This is a genomic window from Streptococcus mitis, from assembly GCF_946188585.1.
GTDB lineage: Bacteria > Bacillota > Bacilli > Lactobacillales > Streptococcaceae > Streptococcus > Streptococcus mitis_DG.
In genome coordinates this window covers 1-22,081 of sequence record NZ_CAMHVI010000010.1, presented here as the reverse complement: position 1 = coordinate 22,081, position 22,081 = coordinate 1, and the positions used below count along the sequence as shown (strand labels likewise).

The following is a 22,081-nucleotide window of genomic DNA, read 5'->3' as shown; positions in this document are numbered from 1 at the left end:
ATGGGGTGGGGAGTATCCTTATTGTTAATGATTTTTGGTTCTGCTTTATATCAAACATGGTTTATAATTATCTATGCCTACCAACACCGTCATGATGTTGAGGAAACAAGACCAATCAAGCATATAGAAGTGTCTTCTGATTTGATTCAAAATAAAGAATTTGATAAAAATAGATTTAAAAAGGAAACGAAACATGATTAAAGAAATCCAGATTCATATGGAACATTTGATGACAGATCAATAGCCTGATCAAAGGCATGAGAGGATGGTTTAAATGATTATTGAAAGAATCAAAAGATTTTTTGAGTTTCAAAGAAGGAGTGTCCACGGACCAGTTCCTCTGTGGGGAGTATTAAATGGGATTTTTATTTTATATCCTATAGCCTTTTTTATGTTTTTTGCAGGAGGGTTAGAGGTTCTAAAAAATGAGGACTTATATCAAGGGCTTCTTATTACAGGGATTGTTGTTTGGATTTTAAATCTGGTATTTTTACTGGACCTTAGACGAGGAATTTTAACTAGTTTTGGAACCTATCTCATGTATCTAACTGGTCATATTTATGCCATTATTGGCTTTAGCGCTATGAGTGGGGATCATAGTTTTATTAGTTTGAAAATTTTCCTCCCCCTTATTTTTGCTATTATAGTTGTGATTGTTGGGACTTGTCTAGTCAACTTAGATTCTGAAGAAATTTTATCAGAAAAGGCCGTCAAAAATATCTATAATTTTTTATTTGGTCCTCCTGTAATTTTGTCTCTTTGTTGTGCTTTTTTAGCGATGATTGGATATGAATATTTTTGGGGATGGGGAGTGTCTGTATTCTTCATGATTATGGGGCCTTATTTATACCGAACATGGCTTTATATTATCTATGCCTATCAACACCGTCATGATGTTAAGGAAACAAGAACAATCAAGCATATAGAAGTAAACCCAGATATGATTTCCAACAGAGAATTTGACAGAGATAGGTTTAGTAGAAAGGTAACTAAAGATGATTAAAGAAATACAACTACATATGAGCCATTTGATGACAGACCAGGTCCAGATTCAAGCGGACGAACTATTGGAGTTATTTGTTCATACAGAACTCCTTCCCTATACTGATGGTATTTATAAAGATGGTCCTACCATTTTTGAGATGACTCCAACTCAATTTAACGAAGAAAAGCAAGATGTGGGAGTCTATATTCCAGTTATATTTGAAGTAGAGCCAACAAGTCAACTGGATTATCAGGCATCTCTAGATATAGAAGGAATTAGCAAGCGGGTTCTATTTGATGGTAGCTTGGATGAAACAATTGAGGAGATGAAAGCTTATATTCGTGATCATGGTTGGGAGTTGCAAGATAAGTTATACCTAGTCTTGATTCCAGTTTATGATGATTTGTTTGTGGATTTGATTATCCCAGTGGAGAAGTAAAATGGCAGAAATTACATATGGTATGAATCAATCCTTAATGATGAGTAATGTCTTGAGTGTGAACTATAATATTGTCGGTGATGAGATTGCAGTAGCCTTTCAAGATATGATTCAAACAGCTGTAGCGGCTGGATATACACCTAAAAGCAATCCATTTTACTCATGCCCTCATATCGGAGAATTGGAAGATGGAACATACAACATCACAGTCTATCTTCCCGTTCATGAGGATTATCTAGGAAAAGAAGAGATAATGGAAGGGACAGCCTATAACAGTTATTTTTTGGTTCCTCGAATGGCAGGAGTACGAGTTACTGGAGAGGAAGCTGTTGACTTTGATAAGGGGATATACCTGCTAACCAAATTATTGCTTGATAATGACTTAGAAGAATCTACACCTGTATTTTATATTTCAAGCAAGATAAATGATGTTTTATATACAGATATCATGGTAGGGATTCGAGAAAAAAGGGATTGAGGATAATATACGGAGAGCTAACGCATTCGGATAAGAATAGGCAGAATTAGACAGATGAATCCATGTTCTGATGTTTCCTTTTTAGCATCTAAGATAAACATGTTTGATTTTAATCAAAAACCAGGATGAAGATAAACTTCATCCTGGTTTTTGTGTGCTTAAAAGTTAGTTGGACTCATCCTTCTTACTCTTAAGTAGAAAAGTTGCTGTTAGGACTAGACTCAATCCTGATAAGAATAGTAGTGGATTGGATGTTTCACCAGTAGCTGGAAGTTGTTCTTTAGGAGAATAATTTGTCGATTGAGCAAGTCCTGGACTAGATGAAACTTGCTCTGAGCTGTTGGCTAATGGCTTGATATCTGTTTCACTTGGTTTTTGATTTGCAGTAGTTGATGCTCCATTAGCTTGATAAACGACTGCATAGGTACTGAAATGGCTAGTCGTAAATTCTGCCATTCCCTCGCGAATAGTAAAATCGAGTGCCTGTAACTCTTTTGATGGAGTTAGGTAGTAGACATTTTCGACAGCTGAGGAAATAGGCAAGCGGACCAAGACAGTTCCTTTTGGTTGTAAACTATGATCTGTTGAATTTTTAAGGTGAAGATCGTAAGCATCATAGGTCTTACCAAATAGTTCTTGAGCTAATACACGTCTGCTAGAAATGTGAGAAATTCCCTCTAAGTCAGTCGCTCCTCCAATAATTTCAACTTTAGTCTTTTCATCCTTTAAGACACGAAGTTTATATTCAGGAACAGAAACAGTAGGAGCTTGTTCTTGTCCCGCTGTCCCGACAGGTTGAGTGTACTCAGGAATAGAAACAGTAGGCGGTTGTTCTAGTCCTGCTGTGCCGATAGGTTGAGTGTACTCAGGAATATTTACTACAGGGGGTTGTTCCTGTCCCGCTGTTCCGATAGGTTTAGTGTATTCAGGGATAGAAACAGTAGGCGGTTGTTCCTGTCCCGCAGTTCCGATAGGTTTAGTGTACTCAGGAATGTTTACTACAGGCGGTTGTTCCTGTCCTGCTGTGCCGATAGGTTTAGTATACTCCGGAATATTTACTACAGGCGGTTGTTCCTGTCCAGCTGTACCGATAGATTTAGTATATTCCGGAATATTTACTACAGGCGGTTGTTCCTGTCCTGCTGTACCGATAGGCTTAGTGTATTCAGGAATTTCTACAATAGGAGCAGGGTCATCTCCCTTGCTTGTAGTTGGCTGCTGATTCTCAACCTTCTTCTCATCCTTTTTGGTAAAGACAGCTACTACAGGACTGCTTGTTGTATTTCCCTGGATAGAATAAGCTTCTATCGCATTTCCAATTTTTCGATTGGTTTCGTCAGGGATAGGGATTTGTACCTGATTATCTTGAATTGATAAGACAGTCTGATCTCCAGTCGTAACTAGATGATTATCGTCTATCCTGCGTAAAACGAGTGGATCTTTGATGCCTGGGAAGGTCACAGCGATGGCTTCCCAATCTCCAGATGGAAGAGTTAAAGAGATGTTTTTATCCCCTTCCTTAAGTGGTGCGATACTTGGACTATCCAAGCTTACAGCTGGAGCCTTAATCACATCAAATGAATCTAGAGAAATTTTCTTGCGACCTGCTGGTGAATTTGGATCAACTTTCAATGTCAAAATATGATTACCATCGGTCAGATTAGTAAATTCTCCAATTAAGGTTGCCTTTTGGGTAGCGCCAGCAGTGTAGAAGTCTAGACTTGGCATTTCTTTTCCATCCAGTGTCACGAGAGCTTTTCCGAGAGCGGATGTTTTGAGTCCGTAAATTCGAATACCTGTTCCAGTAAATGGAATGGTTGCTTGAGCTTCTGAAGCAGTACTTGGGTCGGCGTTATTGATGTCCGCATATTTTTCTGTGCTCTTATATAATTCAGTATCGCTCCAATCTTTGAATTGAGATCCGTATTGAATGCGAGAGTCGCGGTCATCCATTTTTTCAATGGTTGTTCCTTGTCCCGGTAAAACTTTAAAGTAGTCTAAGGAAATTTTGGAACGTTCACTTCCACGGTGTTTATGCTCTTGTTTTACGGTGATAGTCATCACATGAGCACCATCTGACAATCCTGTGAAGCGACCGATAAGGCTACCTTTTTCAGTTGCGCCTGCAGTATAGAAGTCCAGTTCACCGACTGATTTACCATCGATTTTGACTTCAGCGATTCCCAATTGAGATGATTTGAGACCATAGATTTCAATGCCAACACCATTGAAAGGAATGGTTGCTGTCGCATCTTTATCTGTATAGTTACCTAGTGAAAGGTCGGCAAACTTCTCTGTTCCTCCAAATAATTCTGAGTCTGCCCAGTTTCCAAATGCAGAACCGTATTGGATTCGGCTATCGCGGTCATCCATCAATTGGTTATAGGTTTCGACATTGGCCTTTTCGGATACCTGTGTAGGAACATTACCCAGCATAGCCTTAACAGTATAAGTGTAGGCGAGTTGAGGGTCGAGTGAACGGTCGATAAAATGGGTTTGATTGGTCACAAATTCTCTGCTTGCAGAGGTTTGGCCAGATTCGTCTTTCACTTGTCTTTGGATAACATAGTGGGTAGCGCCTTCTACTTGGTTGAACGTGAGTTCGGCGGTGACACCATTTTGTCGAACTGCTGTCAGACTGGTTACACGACCAGGGAAATGTTCAAAGGTAATGACATCACCTTTTTGTGTTGCCAGTTGAATGCGGCCATCTTTCAGAACAGTTGCTTTGACAGATTTGCCATTAACCTTAACCTGACTGGCTTCGATATTTGGATAATCTACAACTAGGTCTCCACCGACATTTGAAAGGAAGGACAAGCTTTGCAGGTTTTTATCTTTCCACTTCATGCTGACTTCAAAGTTACCACGGGCAACCAGACCAGAAACCTGACCGTCTTTCCAAGCATCTGGAAGGGCTGGCAATGGTGCAATGTAGCCAGTGTGTGATTGAAGAAGCATTTCTGCAATTCCACTGGTTGCTCCAAAGTTTCCATCGATTTGGAAAGGTGCGTGCGTATCCCAAAGGTTTTCTAGGGTTGAATATTTGAGCTGTTCAGCGAGCAAGCGATGGGCACGGTTACCGTCTAAGAGACGAGCCCAGAGGTTGATTTTATTGGCCTTAGACCAACCAGTACCACCATCTCCACGGTGGTTGAGGGTAGCACGCGCAGCTTCTAAGTATTCAGCCTGATCCTTGCTAAAGAGCGTACCTGGGAAGAGACCAACTAGATGGGAAACGTGACGGTGGTTGTTTTCAATCCCTTCATTAGTGAATTGTGGACTGTCTTCTTCGTACCATTCCTTGATACGTCCTTCTTTGTTAATGTGAAGTGGTTTGAGTTTGTCAAATTTAGCCTTGACCTCTGTAACTAAGTCTTTGTCGACATTCAGATGGTTGGCGACTTCCATGTAGTCATGGAATAGCTGCCAAACTAGAGATTGGTCAAAGGTATTCCCAATCGTGATGGTTCCATGTTCTGGTGAGTAGGATGGAGAAGAAACCCAGCGGTCACTAGCCTTGTCGTAGTGCAAGAAGGAATTCCAGAATTTAGCTGTTTCCTTGAGCATTGGATAGATCTTTTCTTTTAGATAACTTTCATCCTTGGTGAATTTATAGTAGTCATAGACGTTCTGCATCATCCAGGCATTAGCTGCTGGCGACCAACCCCAATAGTAATTCCAACCAGGAGTAGTCCAGCCAAATGGTGTCGCCTGGGTATGAACCAGCCAGCCATTTTCTTGTCCATCTTTGGATTCGATACCGGCGTATTCCTTAGCAGCGATACGGCCATAGTAACGCATATCGTCAATGTAATTGATCATTGGCTTGGCTGTTTCAGCTAGATTGCTCATGTAGGCTGGCCAATAGTTCATTTGCAAGTTGACATTGAGGTGGTAGTCAGCGTTCCAAGGTGGATTGTCTACGGCATTCCAGACTCCTTGTAGGTTGGCAGGAAGGGCATCTGTCCGATCACGAGACGAACTAATCAATAAATAACGTCCGTATTGGAAGAAGAGTTCTTCCAGTTTTTGCCCTTTGCTAGGGTTATAGGTCTGAAGGGCCTCTTTTGTCGTTTGAGCAGCATTGCTTCCACCTAGGTTTAGTTTGACGCGGTTAAAGAGGCTTTGATAGTCTTTGATATGGTTCTTTTTAAGTGTCTCGTAGTCTTTGCCCCTAGCTGCTTCTACAATGCCTTTAACTGTTTTTTCGAGGTCAATGTCTTTGCGATAGTTTGTTTTAGGATTTTGAGCAAAGTTAGTATTGGCACTGAGTAAAAGCGTAGCGTAGCTAGCTCCTGTGATTGTTAAACTATCCTCATGAACAGTAACTTTTCCGTCCGTTTTAATTCCTAGATAGGATGCGAACTGGAGGCCATTATCTTTGACTGTACCTTTTAGTAGGATACCATTTGGGTCTGTCGTAACATGGCCACTCTTGTAGTGAGAATATTCCGCTGAGTAGTCTCCGTTAGCAAGTAAATCTTCTGTTAAGCTATTCCAAACTGTAAAATCAAGTTTTTTGTCCCCTTTTTGGGTCAAGTGGGTCACGGTGACATCATCAGGGTAACTTGAGAAGGTTTCTCTTTTAAAGGTCGTTCCATCTTGGGTGTAAGAAGTTGTAGTAGTGGCTTCTGTGATATCCAAACCACGGTGATAGTCTGTAACTGTATCCAGCCCCTTTTTCTGGTTATTGAAGACCATGAAGATATCACCAAAGGCTAGATAACGTCCATACTGGGCGTTGTTTGGTCCAACTAGATTTTGTTCAGCTAATCGTTTGGCTTTTTGGCGATCTCCGTCTTCAAGAGCCTTACGAATTTCTGCTAAAATTTTATACCGTTCCTGATAGTTTCCTCCGTTATAGTCGGTACTGTCGGGACGCGGTCCACCTGACCAAAGAGTTTTTTCGTTGTATTGGATTCTCTCCTCGCCGATGAGACCAAAAACCTTAGCACCCATTTCACCATTCCCAACTGGGAGTGCTTGTTTTTCCCAGCCATCATAGGAAGGAGCTGTTGGTCGATCATAGTTTAGCTGATAGTTGCTTTGTTCTGTCACAGGTAGTTCTGGTTTTTCGGTTTCCTTATTTTCATTAGGTTTTACAATAGCCTCAGTACTGGCTTGATTAGTTGTAGCAGAAGTAACATCAGCATTAGCGGGTTTACTTTCAGAAGAACTATTATTAGCTAGAACTGGTTTTGTATGATCAATTGGCACGTTTGGCTGTGTATGCTCAGTTGATTCACTTGCTTTCGTTATAGTGTCTGTCTTAACTGTAGTTTTCTCTAATGCAGGCACGTTTTGCTGTACTTCAATAGTATCAGCAGAGACGGTATGACTAGCTAGAAAAACCGCTCCAAGCAAAACAGAGGCTGTGCCGACTGTTAGCTTTCGAATACTGTAGCGACAGGATTTCTCCCTCCAAATTTTTTCCATAGAAACCTCCTTTATTAATTAAAAGCGCTTTCATTTTTAATGAGGCGAACTTTTGTTTCTATATTGTATTGTTAATCTAATTTTACCAGCTAATGAAGTGTTGTCAAGAGGATTAGAGAAGGATATATATTTGATATTGTTTTGTATTAAAAAAGTGGAGGAAACGAATGGTAAGAGAGTGTATTTTTTATATTCTTTCTAGTTTTGACTAGAAAGATAAGCCAACTTTAATTACAGCTTACTCATCTCTGAAAGCGTAAAACAAACTAGTCAGGGTGGCTAGTTTGTGGTATAATGAAAGAGACTCAAAAAGAAACAGGAGAAAAATGATGGATTTACTTTTAGCAATTGTATTGATTGTGCTAGCTTTTCTAGGAGGAGCTCTTGGGGGAATGTACTTGGTTCGTAAGCAAATTGAAAAAGAATTCGCTGACAACCCACGTTTGAATGCTGAAGCAGTTCGTACTCTTTTGAGTGCAAATGGTCAAAAACCAAGCGAAGCTAAGGTACAACAAGTTTACCACCAAATCATCCGCCAACAAAAGGCAGCCCTTGCTAACAATAAAAAGAAAAAATAAATAAGGAAAAGTCTGGGATGAAAGTTCCAGACTTCTCACTATGTTGACTATGGTTTAGGAATGAGACTTTTTCCTTGCATTCTATTGATATTTGATTATGATTAAGAGAGATAATTGTTGATGAAGTTGTTCTTCAGTTCATAAAGACAAGTAATCATAATGAACTATCAATCAGAAAAAAGACTAGAAAGAAGACTGTATGGATAATCGACCAATTGGTTTTTTGGATTCGGGTGTTGGGGGCTTGACCGTTGTGCGCGAGCTCATGCGCCAGCTTCCCCATGAAGAAATCGTCTATATTGGAGATTCGGCGCGGGCGCCCTATGGTCCCCGTCCTGCTGAGCAAATTCGTGAATATACTTGGCAGTTGGTCAACTTTCTCTTGACCAAGGATGTCAAGATGATTGTCATTGCTTGTAACACTGCGACTGCGGTCGTCTGGGAAGAAATCAAGGCTCAACTAGACATTCCTGTTCTAGGTGTGATTTTGCCAGGAGCTTCGGCAGCTATCAAGTCCAGTCAAGGTGGAAAAATCGGAGTCATTGGAACGCCTATGACGGTCCAATCTGACATTTATCGTCAGAAAATCAACGATCTGGATCCGGACTTACAGGTGGAGAGTTTGGCCTGTCCCAAGTTTGCTCCCTTGGTGGAGTCGGGTGCCCTGTCAACTAGTGTCACCAAGAAAGTGGTCTATGAAACCTTGCGTCCCTTGGTTGGAAAGGTGGATAGCCTGATTTTGGGTTGCACCCATTATCCACTCCTCAGACCTATTATTCAAAATGTCATGGGGCCCAAGGTTCAGCTCATCGATAGTGGAGCAGAGTGCGTACGAGATATCTCAGTCTTACTTAATTATTTTGAAATCAATCGTGGTCGCGATGCTGGACCACTCAATCACCGTTTTTACACAACAGCCAGCAGCCAAAGTTTTGCACAAATTGGTGAAGAATGGCTGGAAAAAGAGATTTATGTGGAGCATGTAGAATTATGACAAATAAAATTTATGAATACAAGGATGACCAGGACTGGTATGTCGGGTCCTATGGTATTTTTGGTGGCGTCCGGACGTTGACGGATGATGACTTGGATTTTCCTCTATTGGAGTTTGCCCAAAGATTTCGAGATGAGGATCGAGGTTTTCCTGTTTCTGTTACTGTTTTACGCTATGGTTCTCTCTATCGTTTATTGTCTTTTGTGGTAGATATCCTTAACCAAGAAATGGGACGAAATGTGGAAGTCATCCAACGTCAGGGGGCTTTGCTCTTGGTTGAAAATGGGCAACTCCTGCATGTAGAATTACCCAAAGAAGGTGTTGATGTAGAAGCCTTCTTTGAGACAAACAAGGTCAGAGAAACCTTATTGATTGCAACTCGTAACGAGGGCAAGACCAAAGAGTTCCGAGCTATCTTTGATAAGTTAGGCTACGATGTGGAAAATCTTAATGACTATCCTGACCTGCCTGAAGTAGCTGAAACAGGCATGACCTTCGAAGAAAATGCCCGTCTCAAGGCAGAAACCATTTCTCAATTAACGGGCAAGATGGTTTTGGCAGATGACTCAGGTCTCAAAGTCGATGTCCTTGGTGGCTTGCCAGGTGTCTGGTCAGCTCGTTTCGCAGGTGTGGGAGCTACTGACCGTGAAAACAATGCCAAACTCTTGCACGAATTGGCCATGGTCTTTGAACTCAAGGACCGCTCGGCTCAATTCCATACAACCCTAGTCGTAGCAAGTCCCAACAAGGAAAGCTTGGTTGTTGAAGCAGACTGGCCTGGCTACATTAACTTTGAACCTAAGGGTGAAAATGGCTTCGGCTATGATCCTCTCTTCCTTGTAGGAGAGACAGGCAAATCATCAGCTGAATTAACCCTCGAAGAAAAAAATAGTCAATCTCACCGTGCCTTAGCCGTTAAGAAACTTTTGGAGGTATTTCCATCATGGCAAAGCAAACCATCATTGTAATGAGCGATTCCCATGGCGATAGCTTGATTGTGGAAGAAATCCGTGATCGCTATTTAGGCAAAGTTGACGCCGTTTTTCATAACGGCGATTCTGAACTGCGTCCTGATTCTCCCCTTTGGGAAGGCATCCGTGTTGTTAAAGGGAACATGGACTTCTACGCCGGCTACCCAGAACGTTTGGTGACCGAGCTTGGTTCGACCAAGATTATCCAAACTCATGGACATTTGTTTGACATTAATTTCAACTTTCAAAAGTTGGACTACTGGGCTCAGGAAGAAGAGGCAGCTATCTGTCTTTATGGTCACTTGCATGTGCCAAGTGCTTGGATGGAAGGCAAGACCCTCTTTCTAAATCCTGGTTCCATCAGTCAACCACGTGGGACTATCAGAGAATGTCTCTATGCACGTGTGGAGATTGATGACAGTTATTTCAAAGTGGACTTTTTGACACGAGGCCACGAGGTGTATCCAGGCCTGTCCAAGGAGTTTAGCAGATGATTGCCAAGGAGTTTGAGACTTTCTTGTTGGGGCAAGAAGAAACTTTTTTGACCCCTGCTGAAAATCTAGCTGTGTTGATTGATACCCACAATGCGGATCACGCGACCCTCTTGCTCAGTCAGATGACCTATACCCGTGTTCCTGTTGTAACCGATGAAAAACAGTTTGTTGGGACGATTGGGCTCAGAGATATTATGGCATATCAGATGGAGCATGACTTGAGCCCAGAAATCATGGCGGATACGGACATTGTCCACATGACGAAAAGGGACGTAGCGGTCGTCTCGCCTGATTTTACTATTACAGAGGTCTTGCACAAGCTGGTAGATGAGTCCTTCTTGCCAGTTGTGGATGTGTCAGGGATTTTCCAAGGGATTATCACGCGCAAGTCTATCCTTAAGGCAGTCAATGCCCTCTTGCATGATTTTAGTAAGGAATATGAGATTCGATGCCGATGAGAGACAGGATTTCAGCCTTTTTAGAGGAAAAGCAGGGCTTATCTGCCAATTCCAAGCAGTCCTATAAGTATGATCTGGAGCAATTTTTAGACATTGTGGGCGAGCGGATTTCTGAGACCAGTCTCAAGATTTACCAAGCCCAGCTAGCCAATCTAAAAATCAGTGCCCAGAAGCGGAAGATTTCGGCCTGTAATCAATTTCTCTACTTCCTCTATCAAAAAGGAGAAGTGGATAGCTTCTACCGTTTGGAATTAGTCAAACAAGCTGAAAAGAAGACCGAAAAACCAGAACTCTTAGACCTAGACTCTTTTTGGCAGGAAAGCGACTATCCAGAGGGACGCTTACTGGCGCTTCTTATCTTGGAAATAGGGCTCTTGCCAAGTGAGATTTTAGCCCTCAAGGTTGCGGATATTAATCTGGATTTTCAGGTGTTGCGAATTAACAAGGCTTCCCAACAGAGGATTGTCACCATTCCCACAACCTTGCTTTCAGAGTTGGAACCCTTGATGGGGCGGACCTATCTTTTTGAAAGGACAGGGAAAGCCTATTCTCGTCAGTGGGCCTTCCGTCAGCTAGAAGCTTTTGTCAAGGAGAAAGGTTTTCCAGCACTATCAGCCCAAGCCCTACGGGAACAGTTCATTCTAAGACAAATAGAAAAGAAGGTCGATTTGTACGAAATTGCAAAAAAATTAGGATTAAAAACAGTCCTGACCTTAGAAAAATATAGATAATGGATATTAAATTAAAAGATTTTGAAGGGCCCCTGGACTTGCTCTTGCATCTGGTTTCTAAGTACCAGATGGATATCTACGATGTGCCCATTACGGAAGTCATAGAACAGTATCTAGCTTATGTTTCAACCCTGCAGGCCATGCGTCTGGAAGTGACGGGCGAGTACATGGTTATGGCTAGTCAGCTCATGCTGATCAAGAGTCGCAAGCTCTTACCAAAGGTAGCGGAAGTGACAGATTTGGAAGATGACCTGGAGCAGGATCTTCTCTCTCAAATCGAAGAATACCGCAAGTTCAAGCTCTTGGGTGAGCATTTGGAAGCCAAGCACCAAGATCGGGCCCAGTATTATTCTAAAGCACCGACAGAGTTGATTTACGAAGATGCGGAGCTTGTTCATGACAAGACGACCATTGACCTCTTTTTGGCTTTTTCAAATATCCTAGCCAAGAAAAAAGAGGAGTTTGCTCAGAATCATACAACTATCCTGCGGGATGAGTATAAGATTGAGGACATGATGGTCATCGTGAAAGAGTCCTTGACTGGACGAGATCAGTTGCGCTTGCAGGATTTGTTCAAGGAAGCCCAGAATGTCCAAGAGGTTATTACCCTCTTTTTGGCAACCCTAGAGTTAATCAAAACCCAGGAGCTGATTCTCGTGCAAGAGGAGAGTTTCGGAGATATCTATCTCATGGAAAAGAAGGAAGAAAGTCAAGTGGCACAAAGCTAGACTTGATAGAGAGGAAAGATGAGTACTTTAGCAAAAATAGAAGCGCTCTTGTTTGTAGCGGGTGAAGATGGGATTCGGGTCCGCCAGTTAGCTGAACTCCTCTCTCTGCCACCGACAGGTATCCAACAGAGTTTAGAAAAATTAGTCCAGAAGTATGAAAAGGACACTGATTCCAGTTTGGCTCTGATTGAGACAGGTGGGGCTTATAGATTGGTGACCAAGCCTCAGTTTTCAGAGGTTTTGAAGGAATATTCCAAGGCGCCTATCAACCAGAGTTTATCTCGGGCTGCCCTTGAGACCTTGTCCATCATTGCCTATAAGCAGCCCATTACACGGATAGAAATTGATGCCATCCGTGGGGTCAACTCGAGTGGGGCCTTGGCAAAGTTGCAGGCCTTTGACTTGATACGAGAAGACGGGAAAAAAGAAGTGTTGGGTCGCCCCAACCTCTATGTGACTACAGATTATTTCCTAGATTATATGGGAATTAACCATTTGGAAGAATTACCAGTGATTGATGAGCTTGAGATTCAAGCCCAAGAAAGCCAATTATTTGGTGAAAGGATAGAAGAAGATGAGAATCAATAAGTATATTGCCCACGCAGGTGTGGCCAGTAGGAGAAAAGCAGAAGAGTTGATCAAGCAAGGCTTGGTGACGGTCAACGGCCAAGTGGTGCGTGAACTCGCAACGACCATTAAGTCAGGCGATAAGGTCGAAGTGGAAGGTCAGCCTATCTACAATGAAGAAAAGGTCTATTATCTGCTTAACAAACCACGCGGTGTCATTTCCAGCGTGACAGATGACAAGGGTCGTAAGACGGTTGTGGACCTCTTGCCCAACGTGAAGGAGCGTATTTATCCTGTTGGACGTTTGGACTGGGATACATCCGGTGTTTTGATTTTGACCAATGATGGGGACTTTACGGATGAGATGATTCACCCCCGTAATGAGATTGACAAGGTCTATGTCGCGCGTGTTAAAGGTGTGGCCAATAAGGATAATCTCCGCCCCTTGACCCGTGGACTTGAGATTGATGGTAAGAAAACCAAGCCGGCTGTATATGAGATTCTCAAAGTGGATCCAGTCAAAAACCGCTCTGTGGTGCAGTTGACTATCCATGAAGGACGTAACCATCAGGTTAAAAAGATGTTTGAAGCTATCGGCCTCCAAGTGGACAAGTTATCACGGACCCGTTTTGGGCACCTAGACTTGACAGGCCTTCGGCCAGGTGAATCGCGTCGTCTTAACAAAAAAGAAATCAGCCAACTACACACCATGGCTGTAACCAAGAAATAATGAAACGAATTTTAATAGCGCCTGTGCGCTTTTACCAACGGTTTATCTCGCCAGCCTTTCCCCCCTCTTGTCGCTTTGAGCCGACTTGTTCAAATTACATGATTCAGGCTATTGAAAAACATGGCTTCAAGGGTGTCTTGATGGGCTTGTCTCGGATTTTACGTTGCCATCCCTGGTCGAAAACAGGCAAGGACCCCGTCCCAGACCATTTTTCACTCAAACGGAATCATAAATAAAACGAATTACAATGGTGATTCGTTTTTTCACAAGTAGTTTTATCTGGAATGATGATTCCCGCTATCCTTCTCCTATAAAAAGTGGTAAAATGGATGAAAGAAAGAAGGAATTGAAATGACAACATTATTTTCAAAAATCAAAGAAGTAACAGAACTTGCTGCGATCTCAGGACATGAAGCACCTGTCCGTGCTTATCTTCGTGAAAAGTTGACACCGCACGTGGATGAAGTGGTGACAGATGGCTTGGGTGGTATTTTTGGTATCAAACATTCAGAAGCTGCAGATGCACCGCGCGTCTTGGTTGCTTCTCACATGGATGAAGTTGGTTTTATGGTCAGCGAGATTAAGCCAGATGGTACCTTCCGTGTGGTTGAAATTGGAGGTTGGAATCCTATGGTAGTCAGCAGCCAACGTTTCAAACTCTTGACTCGTGACGGTCGTGAAATTCCAGTGATTTCAGGTTCTGTCCCTCCACATTTGACTCGTGGTAAGGGTGGACCAACCATGCCTGCTATTGCAGATATCGTCTTTGATGGTGGTTTTACGGATAAGGTTGAGGCAGAAAGCTTTGGCATCCGTCCTGGCGACACCATTGTACCAGATAGTTCTGCAATCTTGACAGCCAATGAAAAAAATATCATCTCAAAAGCTTGGGACAACCGCTACGGTGTTCTTATGGTTAGCGAGTTGGCGGAAGCTCTTTCAGGTCAAAAACTCGGAAATGAACTCTATCTTGGCTCTAACGTCCAAGAAGAAGTTGGTCTCCGAGGTGCTCATACTTCCACAACTAAGTTTGACCCAGAAGTTTTCCTAGCAGTTGACTGCTCACCTGCTGGTGATGTTTATGGCGGTCAAGGCAAGATTGGGGATGGAACCTTGATTCGTTTCTACGACCCAGGTCACTTGCTTCTCCCAGGTATGAAGGATTTCCTTTTGACAACTGCTGAAGAAGCTGGAATCAAGTACCAATACTACTGTGGTAAAGGCGGAACAGACGCTGGCGCAGCTCATCTGAAAAATGGTGGTGTCCCATCTACAACAATCGGTGTTTGCGCTCGTTATATCCATTCTCATCAAACCCTCTACGCTATGGATGACTTCCTAGAAGCTCAAGCTTTCTTGCAAGCCTTGGTGAAGAAATTGGATCGTTCAACAGTTGACTTGATTAAAAATTATTAAACTTAAGGAGGTGGTAGGGATGGTAGAACCAAACCTAGAAAGCCTTGTAAAAGATCTTTACAATCATGCTCGACATGATTTGAGTGAAGATTTAGTTGCTGCTCTCCTAGAGACTGCTAAAAAACTGCCTACTACAAATGAGCAATTGCTGGCAGTCCGTCTCTCAGGCCTGGTCAATCGTGAATTGCTCCTAAATCCCAAACATCCGGCACCTGAGTTGCTCAACTTGGCTCGCTTTATCAAAAGAGAAGAAGCAAAGTACAGAGGAACTGCGGCTTCTGCGCTTATGTACGGGGAGCTCTTTAAAATGCTTTGATTCCATTGTGAATCAAAGCATTTTTCTATATGACAGAAAAGCAATTCTTGATAAGGAGAAGAAAAAGCCATCCTATTTAGGATAGCTTCTTGGTTCTTAGATTTGTTCAGCGATGACCTTTTCAGCAAGGTTCATGGCGTGGTCAGATACACGAGTATAGTGGGAAATGATGTCGATAAAGTTGACCCCAGCTTGTGTTGAACACTCACCCTTGTTGAGGCGTTTGATGTGGGTCTTTCTGAGAACACGTTCCATATTGTTGATTTCTTTATGGCGTTCAATCAGACTTTGAGCTTTTTCGATATCATTGTTTTCCACGCTATCAAGGGCATCCTTGATAAAGCCAGTGGTTTTTTGATAGATATCAGCTAGTTCTTCCAAAGCAGCTTCAGAAAACTCAACATTTTTACGTTGAAGATAGTCGGTCAGATTGATTAGGGCTTCTGCGTGGTCTCCAATCCGTTCCAAATCACGGGATGAATCAAGGATGTTGGTGAGCACTTCACTTTCTTTCTGGCTAAGGGCCTCACTTGAAAGAGTAATGAGATAACGAGTCAATTTTTCGTCGATGGTATTGATGGCTTCTTCTGTCTTGTGGCCTTTTTCAGCAACCTTTTCATTGAGGTCAATGATGTAGTTGTATGAAAGGTCAAAGGCTTTAGAAGCATAATTTCCCAAATGAAGGAGTTCTTTCTTCGCATTTCCGAGAGCGATTGATGGAGCTTGTTTAATCAAATGCTCATCAAGATAAAGTGGCTCGTACTTGACAACTTCATCTTCACCAGGGATGAGCTTGGTTACAAAGTAGGCCAAGGCTCCGATGAATGGAAATTGTACAATGGTGTTACTTACGTTAAAGGCACCGTGAGAGAAGGCGATGGTCATCTCAGGTGAGAGGTGAAGGAGTGCTTGGAAGTACTCAATCATTGCAGTGAAGGGGCCTAATAAGATTAAGCAAAGAATAGTTCCTAAAACGTTAAAGGTAACGTGGGTTGCAGCAACGCGTTTCGCAGAGACATTGGCTCCTGCTGCCGCGATAATAACTGTTAGGGTTGTCCCGATATTATCCCCGAAGAGAACTGGTAGAGAACCTTTAAGGTCAAGGAAGCCACCTGCATAGAGCCCTTGCAAAATCCCGATTGTCGCAGAAGAGGCCTGGATGAGAACGGTAATCACCGCACCAGCAAAAACTCCCAACACAGGATTTTGTCCTAAGGTTACCATATATTCCTTGAATTGTGGTAAATCTTTAAGCGGACTCATCCCGGCACTGATGAGGTTAAGGGCGTAGAAGATTCCCCCTACACCAAACAGGATGCGCCCGATATTGTTTGCTGTTCTGTTTTTTGTAAAGAAGAGGAACATGGTTCCAAGGAAAATCAGGGGTAAAGCATACTCGCCAAGCTTGAAACCGATGATAAAGGAAGTAACGGTGGTTCCGATGTTGGCTCCCATGATAATTCCGATAGCCTGTCTAAGAGTGAGAAGACTAGCGCTGACCAGACCAACCGTGATAACTGTAACCCCTGTACTTGACTGAATCAGGGCAGTAACGACAATCCCGACTAGAACACCTAGAAAGGGATTGCTAGTGTACTTGTCAATGTAAAAACGAAGGCGATCTCCAGCAGCTTGTTGCAAACCGTCTCCCATGGTCTTGATACTATATAAGAATAGTCCCAGACCACCTAAAAAGTGAAATAAAATTTCCTGCCAATTAATGGACATTTCTTTTTCCTCCGAAAAATAATAACGGAATTTCTCCTATTCTATTTTAAAGGATAAAAGTAAATCTAACAAGTGTTAAGCTAAGATTTTTGAAAGAAAATTCGTCAGAGAAGACCTCAATTATATTAATTTTACCAATTTCTAACCTAGATATAGGTATTTCCTTTTATATATTGACATTTAAAAGAAATATTTTAAAATGAGGGAGGAATTATCTTGGTCCCTGTGATTGGGATAAAAATTTTATAAAGAAAGTTAAGCGCTTTCTTTTGTGTAGCAAAATCAATCTTTTAGGAGGAGAAAATGAAGAATCCATTTTTTGAAAGACGTTGTCGTTACAGTATCCGTAAGTTATCAGTAGGAGCCTGCTCACTGATGATTGGGGCTGTTTTATTTGCTGGTCCAGCCTTGGCAGAAGAAACTGCAGTTCCTGAAAATAAGGGAGTCAATACAGAGCTTGTTTCAGGAGAGAGTGAGAATCCAACTAATGAAGCTGACAAGCAGCATGAAGGAGAACAGACTAGAGAAAACAAGTTAGAAAAGGCAGAAGGAGTAGCGACAGCATCTGAAACTGTTTCGCCAGCAAGCAATGAAGCTGCAACTACTGAAACTGCAGAAGCAAAACCTAAGTTTGACAAGGAAACAGAAGCAAAGCCTGAAGCAACTAGCCAAGGGGATGAGTCTAAGCCAGCAGCAGAAGCTAATAAGACTGAAAAAGAAGTCCAGCCAGATGTCCCTAAAAATACGGAAAAAACATTAAAACCAAAGGAAATCAAGTTTAATTCTTGGGATGAATTGTTGAAATGGGAACCAGGTGCGCGTGAGGATGATCCCATCAATCGTTCTTCTGTTGAACTTGCTAAGCGCCATAGAGGCCAGTTGGTGAATGAAAAAGCAAGTAGAAGAGCCAAGGTTCAGGCGCTAGCAAATACCAACTCAAAGGCTAAAGATCACGCTTCTGTTGGTGGAGAAGAATTCAAGGCCTACGCCTTTGACTACTGGCAATACTTGGATTCAATGGTCTTCTGGGAAGGTCTCGTTCCAACTCCTGACGTTATTGATGCAGGTCACCGTAACGGGGTTCCTGTATATGGTACACTCTTCTTCAACTGGTCTAATAGTATTGCAGACCAAGAGAAATTTGTTGCTGCTTTGAAACAAGATGAGGATGGAACCTTCCCTATTGCACGAAAACTTGTCGACCTTGCTAAGTACTATGGCTTTGATGGGTATTTTATCAACCAAGAAACAACAGGTGACTTAGTGACGCCACTTGGTGAAAAAATGCGTCAATTCATGCTCTATACAAAAGAATATGCGGCAAAAGTCAACCATCCAATCAAGTATGCTTGGTACGATGCCATGACCTATAAATATGGTCGTTACCACGAAGATGGTCTAGGTGATTACAACTACCAGTTCATGCAAAAAGAAGGTGACAAGGTCCCTGCGGATCAATTCTTTGCCAATTTCAACTGGAATAAGGAAAAGAATGACCACTCTGTAGAAATGGCAAAATGGCTGGAACGTAGCCAATATGATGTCTTTGCAGGATTGGAATTGCAACAAGGTGGTTCTTATAAGACAAAAGTTAAATGGGATGCCCTCTTAGATGAAAAAGGCAAGTTACGTTTGTCACTTGGACTCTTTGCACCAGATACAATTACCAGTCTAGGAAAAACAGGTGAAGATTACCATAAAAACGAAGATATCTTCTTCACAGGTTACCAAGGAGATCCGACAGCTCAAAAACCAGCGGACAAAGAGTGGTATGGGATTGCTAATTTAGTTGCAGACCGCACACCAGCAGTAGGCCGGACCTTCACTACCTCCTTTAATACAGGCCATGGTAGAAAGTGGTTTGTAGACGGAAAGGTTTCTAAGGATTCTGAGTGGAACTACCGTTCGGTTTCAGGTATCTTGCCAACATGGCGCTGGTGGCAGACTTCAACAGGGGAAAAACTTCGTGCAGAATATGATTTTACAGATGCCTACAATGGCGGAAATTCCCTTAAATTCTCAGGTAATGTAGCTGGTAAGACGGACCAGGATGTGAATTTGTATTCTACTAAGTTAGAAGTAACTGAGAAAACCAAACTTCGTGTTGCCCACAAGGGAGGAAAAGGCTCGAAAGTTTTTATGGCCTTTTCTACAACCCCAGACTACAAATTCGATGATGCAGATGCATGGAAAGAGCTAACCCTTTCTGACAACTGGACAAATGAAGAATTTGATCTCAGCTCACTAGTAGGTAAAACCATCTATGCAGTTAAACTCTTCTTCGAACATGAAGGTGCTGTGAAAGATTATCAGTTCAACCTAGGACAATTAACGATTACGGACAATCACCAAGCGCCACAAGCACCTACAGGTCTCTCAGTGGTGAAACAATCTCTTAAGAATGCCCAAGAAGCTGAAGCAGTGGTTCAATTTTCGGGTAACCAAGATGCAGATTTCTATGAAGTCTACGAAAAAGATGGGGATAACTGGCGTTTGTTGACAGGTTCATCTACTTCAACCATCTACTTGCCAAAACTTAGTCGCTCTGCTAATGCGACTGGTACGACGCAAGAATTGAAAGTCGTTGCAGTTGGTAAAAATGGCCTTCGTTCAGAAGCTGCGACGACATCCTTTAACTGGGGCATGACTGTTCAGGATACGACTCTCCCAAGACCTTTGGCTGAAAATATTGTTCCAGGGGCAACAGTTATCGGTAGCACTTTCCCGAATACCGAAGGTGGAGAAGGTATTGAAGGTATGTTGAACGGTACCATTACCAGTCTTTCAGACAAGTGGTCTTCAGGACAATTGAGCGGTAGTGTCGATATTCGTTTGACTCAACCACGTCGTGTTGTCAGATGGGTGATGGATCATGCGGGAGCTGGTGGTGAGTCTGTTAACGATGGTCTGATGAACACCAAGGATTTTGATCTTTATTACAAGGATACAGATGGCGAGTGGAAACTAGCTAAGGAAGTCCGTGGTAATAAAGCGCACGTTACGGATATCACTCTTGACAAACCAATTACTGCCCAAGACTGGCGTTTGCATGTCATTACATCTGATAACGGAACACCTTGGAAGGCCATTCGTATCTACAACTGGAAGATGTACGAAACCTTGGACACAGAAAGTCAAAATATTCCAATGGCTAAGGTAGCTGCTCGTTCACTTGGAAACCACCAAGTTCAACTGGGCTTCTCTGATGTTCCGGCAGGCGCAACCATCACCGTTTACGACAAAGCTGATTCACAAACACCAATTGCAACCTTGAAGACTGAAACTGGAGGTGACTTGGCAACAGCTCCATTGGGCTTTGACAAGCAACCAACTCTCCTCTACTATCGTACCCAACTACCTGGCAAAGAAATCAGTAACACCTTGGCAGTAGCGATTCCGCAGGATGAAAGAAAAATTGCTGCGGTTAGCCTGGAAAAAGAACCTAAAAAGACGGTTTACAAAGAGGGAGAAAAACTTGACCTTAGAGGCGGAACACTCCGTATTCAATACGAAGGGGGACAAGCCGACGAGCTAATTAACCTTACTCACTCAGGTGTGACGGTATCTGGATACGAGGCTCATCAAAAAGGGGAACAAAACCTAACACTTCAATACCTCGGTTTACCAGTGTCAGGTGATCTGAAAGTCCAAGTGACAGGACAGGATGAAGGAAAGCCAAAAGAAGTAGCGGGCTTGTATATTACTAAGAAACCAAAAACAGACTATCTAGTAGGAGATCAACCGGATCTCTCTGAAGGTCGCTTTGGTGTTCTCTATGATGACGAGACAGAAGAGACTCACAGCTTTACTGATGAAGGTGTTGAAATCACGGGCTACGATGCTCAGAAGACTGGACGCCAGACCTTGACCCTGCATTACAAGGAGCACACAACTGAGTTTGATGTCTTGGTTTCTCCAAAGGCTGCAGTTAATGATGAATACCTTAAACAAGAAATCACTGCTGTCCAAGGCCGTCAGTCAACCCTTGCCTATACCTTCTCAAGTGAGGACAAACAAGCTGTACTAGTAGAGAAACTCAATGCAGCGAAAGTTGTAGCAGAAAACCACAATGCTAGCCAAGAAGAAGTCAACCGGGCTTTGAATGAGTTGAAACAAGCAGGGACAGACTTGGATGGAAATCAACGTTATCAGACAGCTAGAGAAGAATTGGAAGGTTTGCTCGAATCCGTCCGTGAAAAAGATTCTCAAGATGAGTTGATTGCCCGAGCTGAAGCTTTGTTGTCTTCACAAACACCAACTCCACAAGCTTTTGCGGACATGAAAGAAAAGTTGAATAAGAAACTAGCACCTGCAGAAGAAAACAATCATGTTGGAAGCATGGATCCAAATGAAGTGGCTCCAACGGTTGAAGCTCTTCCTGAACTAGTTATTGAAACTGAAACAACAGCCTTTGAACGTCAGGAGCGACCAAACGCTGAGCTTCTCAAAGGACAACGCCAGCTAGTTCAAGCAGGAGCGGAAGGCCAAATTCGTCGTCTAGTAGAAGTAGATGCCCAAGGAAAACGCATCCTTCGTTCAACTGAAGTTCTCAAGGAAGCTATCCCAGAAATCACAGAAGTTGGAACAAAAGTTCTGTCAAGTAACCAACCGGCTGAGGGAGTAAAAGACCTAGTTTTAGAAATTTCGAAACTAGAAATTGAAGAGGATACAGTGGCCTTTAATCATCAAGAACGACCAAATCCAAATCTCCTAGTCGGTCAACGTCAACTTGTCCAAGCAGGAGTTGAGGGGCAAATTCGTCGTTTGATTGAAGTAGATAGTCAAGGCAATCGTACGCTTCGCGCTACAGAAGTTTTGAAAGAAGTAAACCCTGAAATCGTAGAAGTTGGAACCAAAGTCTTTTCAAGTAATCAACCAGCTGAGGGAGTAAAAGACCTGGTTCTAGAAACTCCGAAACTAGAAGTTGAAGAAGTTACAGTAGCCTTTAATCGTCAAGAACGACCAAATCCAAATCTCCTAGTCGGTCAACGTCAACTTGTCCAAGCAGGAGTTGAGGGGCAAATTCGTC

19 protein-coding genes are annotated in these 22,081 nt (G+C 42.6%); 17 read left to right on the top strand and 2 right to left on the bottom strand.

Annotated features, from left to right (window positions below; genetic code table 11):
* The 4 genes from N8M66_RS08925 (at position 1) to N8M66_RS08910 (ending at position 1,902) form a co-directional block, all read left to right on the top strand.
* Positions 1 to 201, top strand: a complete 201-nt coding sequence (locus tag N8M66_RS08925) for a hypothetical protein (RefSeq protein ID WP_261047089.1) — start codon at positions 1 to 3, stop codon at positions 199 to 201.
* A gap of 73 nt (positions 202 to 274) precedes the next feature.
* Positions 275 to 1,003 carry a hypothetical protein gene (locus tag N8M66_RS08920; protein WP_049493680.1) on the top strand — a complete coding sequence of 243 codons (729 nt, stop codon included), beginning with the start codon at positions 275 to 277 and terminating at the stop codon, positions 1,001 to 1,003.
* On the top strand, positions 996 to 1,424 hold the full coding sequence (locus N8M66_RS08915; protein ID WP_049493678.1) for a hypothetical protein: 429 nt from the start codon (positions 996 to 998) through the stop codon (positions 1,422 to 1,424). The genes N8M66_RS08920 and N8M66_RS08915 overlap by 8 nt, the downstream gene beginning before the upstream one ends.
* 1 nt (position 1,425) lies before the next feature.
* A complete protein-coding gene (locus N8M66_RS08910; protein WP_261047081.1) occupies positions 1,426 to 1,902 on the top strand; it encodes a DUF5085 family protein in 477 nt (158 codons plus the stop codon).
* 165 nt (positions 1,903 to 2,067) lie between these two features.
* Here N8M66_RS08910 and N8M66_RS08905 read toward each other — a convergent pair whose 3' ends face one another.
* Entirely contained in the window at positions 2,068 to 7,341 is a 5,274-nt protein-coding gene (locus tag N8M66_RS08905) for an SIALI-17 repeat-containing surface protein (RefSeq protein ID WP_261047077.1), read from the bottom strand.
* A gap of 329 nt (positions 7,342 to 7,670) precedes the next feature.
* Between N8M66_RS08905 and N8M66_RS08900 the strand changes: the two genes are divergently transcribed.
* From N8M66_RS08900 to N8M66_RS08845, 12 genes are all read left to right on the top strand, one after another.
* The gene (locus N8M66_RS08900) at positions 7,671 to 7,919 is read left to right on the top strand and encodes a YneF family protein (protein WP_000364990.1); all 249 of its coding nucleotides are present in this window, start codon (positions 7,671 to 7,673) and stop codon (positions 7,917 to 7,919) included.
* A 199-nt stretch (positions 7,920 to 8,118) separates the two neighbouring features.
* Positions 8,119 to 8,913: a glutamate racemase gene (gene racE, locus N8M66_RS08895; protein WP_020902173.1), complete on the top strand. Its 795-nt coding sequence runs from the start codon at positions 8,119 to 8,121 to the stop codon at positions 8,911 to 8,913.
* Positions 8,871 to 9,881: a nucleoside-triphosphate diphosphatase gene (locus N8M66_RS08890; RefSeq protein WP_376739302.1), complete on the top strand. Its 1,011-nt coding sequence runs from the start codon at positions 8,871 to 8,873 to the stop codon at positions 9,879 to 9,881. Before racE ends, N8M66_RS08890 begins: the two co-directional genes overlap by 43 nt.
* Positions 9,857 to 10,378 (top strand): metallophosphoesterase, encoded by a 522-nt coding sequence (locus tag N8M66_RS08885; protein ID WP_261047070.1) that lies wholly within the window; start codon positions 9,857 to 9,859, stop codon positions 10,376 to 10,378. Before N8M66_RS08890 ends, N8M66_RS08885 begins: the two co-directional genes overlap by 25 nt.
* A complete protein-coding gene (cbpB, locus tag N8M66_RS08880) occupies positions 10,375 to 10,836 on the top strand; it encodes a cyclic-di-AMP-binding protein CbpB (RefSeq protein WP_261047069.1) in 462 nt (153 codons plus the stop codon). Before N8M66_RS08885 ends, cbpB begins: the two co-directional genes overlap by 4 nt.
* Complete coding sequence (gene xerD, locus N8M66_RS08875) at positions 10,833 to 11,567, top strand: site-specific tyrosine recombinase XerD (protein WP_314725955.1); 735 nt, start codon at positions 10,833 to 10,835, stop codon at positions 11,565 to 11,567. The genes cbpB and xerD overlap by 4 nt, the downstream gene beginning before the upstream one ends.
* Positions 11,567 to 12,295, top strand: coding sequence for a segregation/condensation protein A (locus N8M66_RS08870; protein ID WP_173304243.1), 729 nt, complete (start codon positions 11,567 to 11,569; stop codon positions 12,293 to 12,295). Before xerD ends, N8M66_RS08870 begins: the two co-directional genes overlap by 1 nt.
* 18 nt (positions 12,296 to 12,313) lie before the next feature.
* Entirely contained in the window at positions 12,314 to 12,883 is a 570-nt protein-coding gene (gene scpB, locus N8M66_RS08865; RefSeq protein ID WP_120719169.1) for an SMC-Scp complex subunit ScpB, read from the top strand.
* Entirely contained in the window at positions 12,870 to 13,592 is a 723-nt protein-coding gene (locus tag N8M66_RS08860; RefSeq protein ID WP_004260981.1) for a pseudouridine synthase, read from the top strand. The genes scpB and N8M66_RS08860 overlap by 14 nt, the downstream gene beginning before the upstream one ends.
* Positions 13,592 to 13,828, top strand: a complete 237-nt coding sequence (yidD, locus tag N8M66_RS08855; RefSeq protein WP_004260985.1) for a membrane protein insertion efficiency factor YidD — start codon at positions 13,592 to 13,594, stop codon at positions 13,826 to 13,828. The genes N8M66_RS08860 and yidD overlap by 1 nt, the downstream gene beginning before the upstream one ends.
* A gap of 115 nt (positions 13,829 to 13,943) precedes the next feature.
* Positions 13,944 to 15,008 (top strand): glutamyl aminopeptidase, encoded by a 1,065-nt coding sequence (pepA, locus tag N8M66_RS08850; RefSeq protein ID WP_261047062.1) that lies wholly within the window; start codon positions 13,944 to 13,946, stop codon positions 15,006 to 15,008.
* A 19-nt stretch (positions 15,009 to 15,027) separates the two neighbouring features.
* A complete protein-coding gene (locus tag N8M66_RS08845; RefSeq protein WP_004260989.1) occupies positions 15,028 to 15,324 on the top strand; it encodes a bacteriocin immunity protein in 297 nt (98 codons plus the stop codon).
* Positions 15,325 to 15,420: 96 nt separating this feature from the next.
* On the opposite strand, the gene N8M66_RS08840 is transcribed toward N8M66_RS08845, so the two are convergent.
* Positions 15,421 to 17,052: a Na/Pi cotransporter family protein gene (locus tag N8M66_RS08840; protein WP_125447806.1), complete on the bottom strand. Its 1,632-nt coding sequence runs from the start codon at positions 17,050 to 17,052 to the stop codon at positions 15,421 to 15,423.
* A gap of 303 nt (positions 17,053 to 17,355) precedes the next feature.
* On the opposite strand from N8M66_RS08840, the gene N8M66_RS08835 reads away from it, so the two are divergent.
* Positions 17,356 to 22,081, top strand: a 4,726-nt coding sequence (locus N8M66_RS08835) for an endo-beta-N-acetylglucosaminidase (protein WP_261047060.1), incomplete at its 3' end; no start/stop codon positions are given.

Coding starts and splice junctions, on each gene's coding strand:
- N8M66_RS08925 (WP_261047089.1), top strand. CDS start 1: ATGGGGTGGGGAGTATCCTTATTGTTAATGATTTTTGGTTCTGCTTTA.
- N8M66_RS08920 (WP_049493680.1), top strand. CDS start 275: ATGATTATTGAAAGAATCAAAAGATTTTTTGAGTTTCAAAGAAGGAGT.
- N8M66_RS08915 (WP_049493678.1), top strand. CDS start 996: ATGATTAAAGAAATACAACTACATATGAGCCATTTGATGACAGACCAG.
- N8M66_RS08910 (WP_261047081.1), top strand. CDS start 1,426: ATGGCAGAAATTACATATGGTATGAATCAATCCTTAATGATGAGTAAT.
- N8M66_RS08905 (WP_261047077.1), bottom strand. CDS start 7,341: ATGGAAAAAATTTGGAGGGAGAAATCCTGTCGCTACAGTATTCGAAAG.
- N8M66_RS08900 (WP_000364990.1), top strand. CDS start 7,671: ATGGATTTACTTTTAGCAATTGTATTGATTGTGCTAGCTTTTCTAGGA.
- racE (WP_020902173.1), top strand. CDS start 8,119: ATGGATAATCGACCAATTGGTTTTTTGGATTCGGGTGTTGGGGGCTTG.
- N8M66_RS08890 (WP_376739302.1), top strand. CDS start 8,871: ATGGCTGGAAAAAGAGATTTATGTGGAGCATGTAGAATTATGACAAAT.
- N8M66_RS08885 (WP_261047070.1), top strand. CDS start 9,857: ATGGCAAAGCAAACCATCATTGTAATGAGCGATTCCCATGGCGATAGC.
- cbpB (WP_261047069.1), top strand. CDS start 10,375: ATGATTGCCAAGGAGTTTGAGACTTTCTTGTTGGGGCAAGAAGAAACT.
- xerD (WP_314725955.1), top strand. CDS start 10,833: ATGAGAGACAGGATTTCAGCCTTTTTAGAGGAAAAGCAGGGCTTATCT.
- N8M66_RS08870 (WP_173304243.1), top strand. CDS start 11,567: ATGGATATTAAATTAAAAGATTTTGAAGGGCCCCTGGACTTGCTCTTG.
- scpB (WP_120719169.1), top strand. CDS start 12,314: ATGAGTACTTTAGCAAAAATAGAAGCGCTCTTGTTTGTAGCGGGTGAA.
- N8M66_RS08860 (WP_004260981.1), top strand. CDS start 12,870: ATGAGAATCAATAAGTATATTGCCCACGCAGGTGTGGCCAGTAGGAGA.
- yidD (WP_004260985.1), top strand. CDS start 13,592: ATGAAACGAATTTTAATAGCGCCTGTGCGCTTTTACCAACGGTTTATC.
- pepA (WP_261047062.1), top strand. CDS start 13,944: ATGACAACATTATTTTCAAAAATCAAAGAAGTAACAGAACTTGCTGCG.
- N8M66_RS08845 (WP_004260989.1), top strand. CDS start 15,028: ATGGTAGAACCAAACCTAGAAAGCCTTGTAAAAGATCTTTACAATCAT.
- N8M66_RS08840 (WP_125447806.1), bottom strand. CDS start 17,052: ATGTCCATTAATTGGCAGGAAATTTTATTTCACTTTTTAGGTGGTCTG.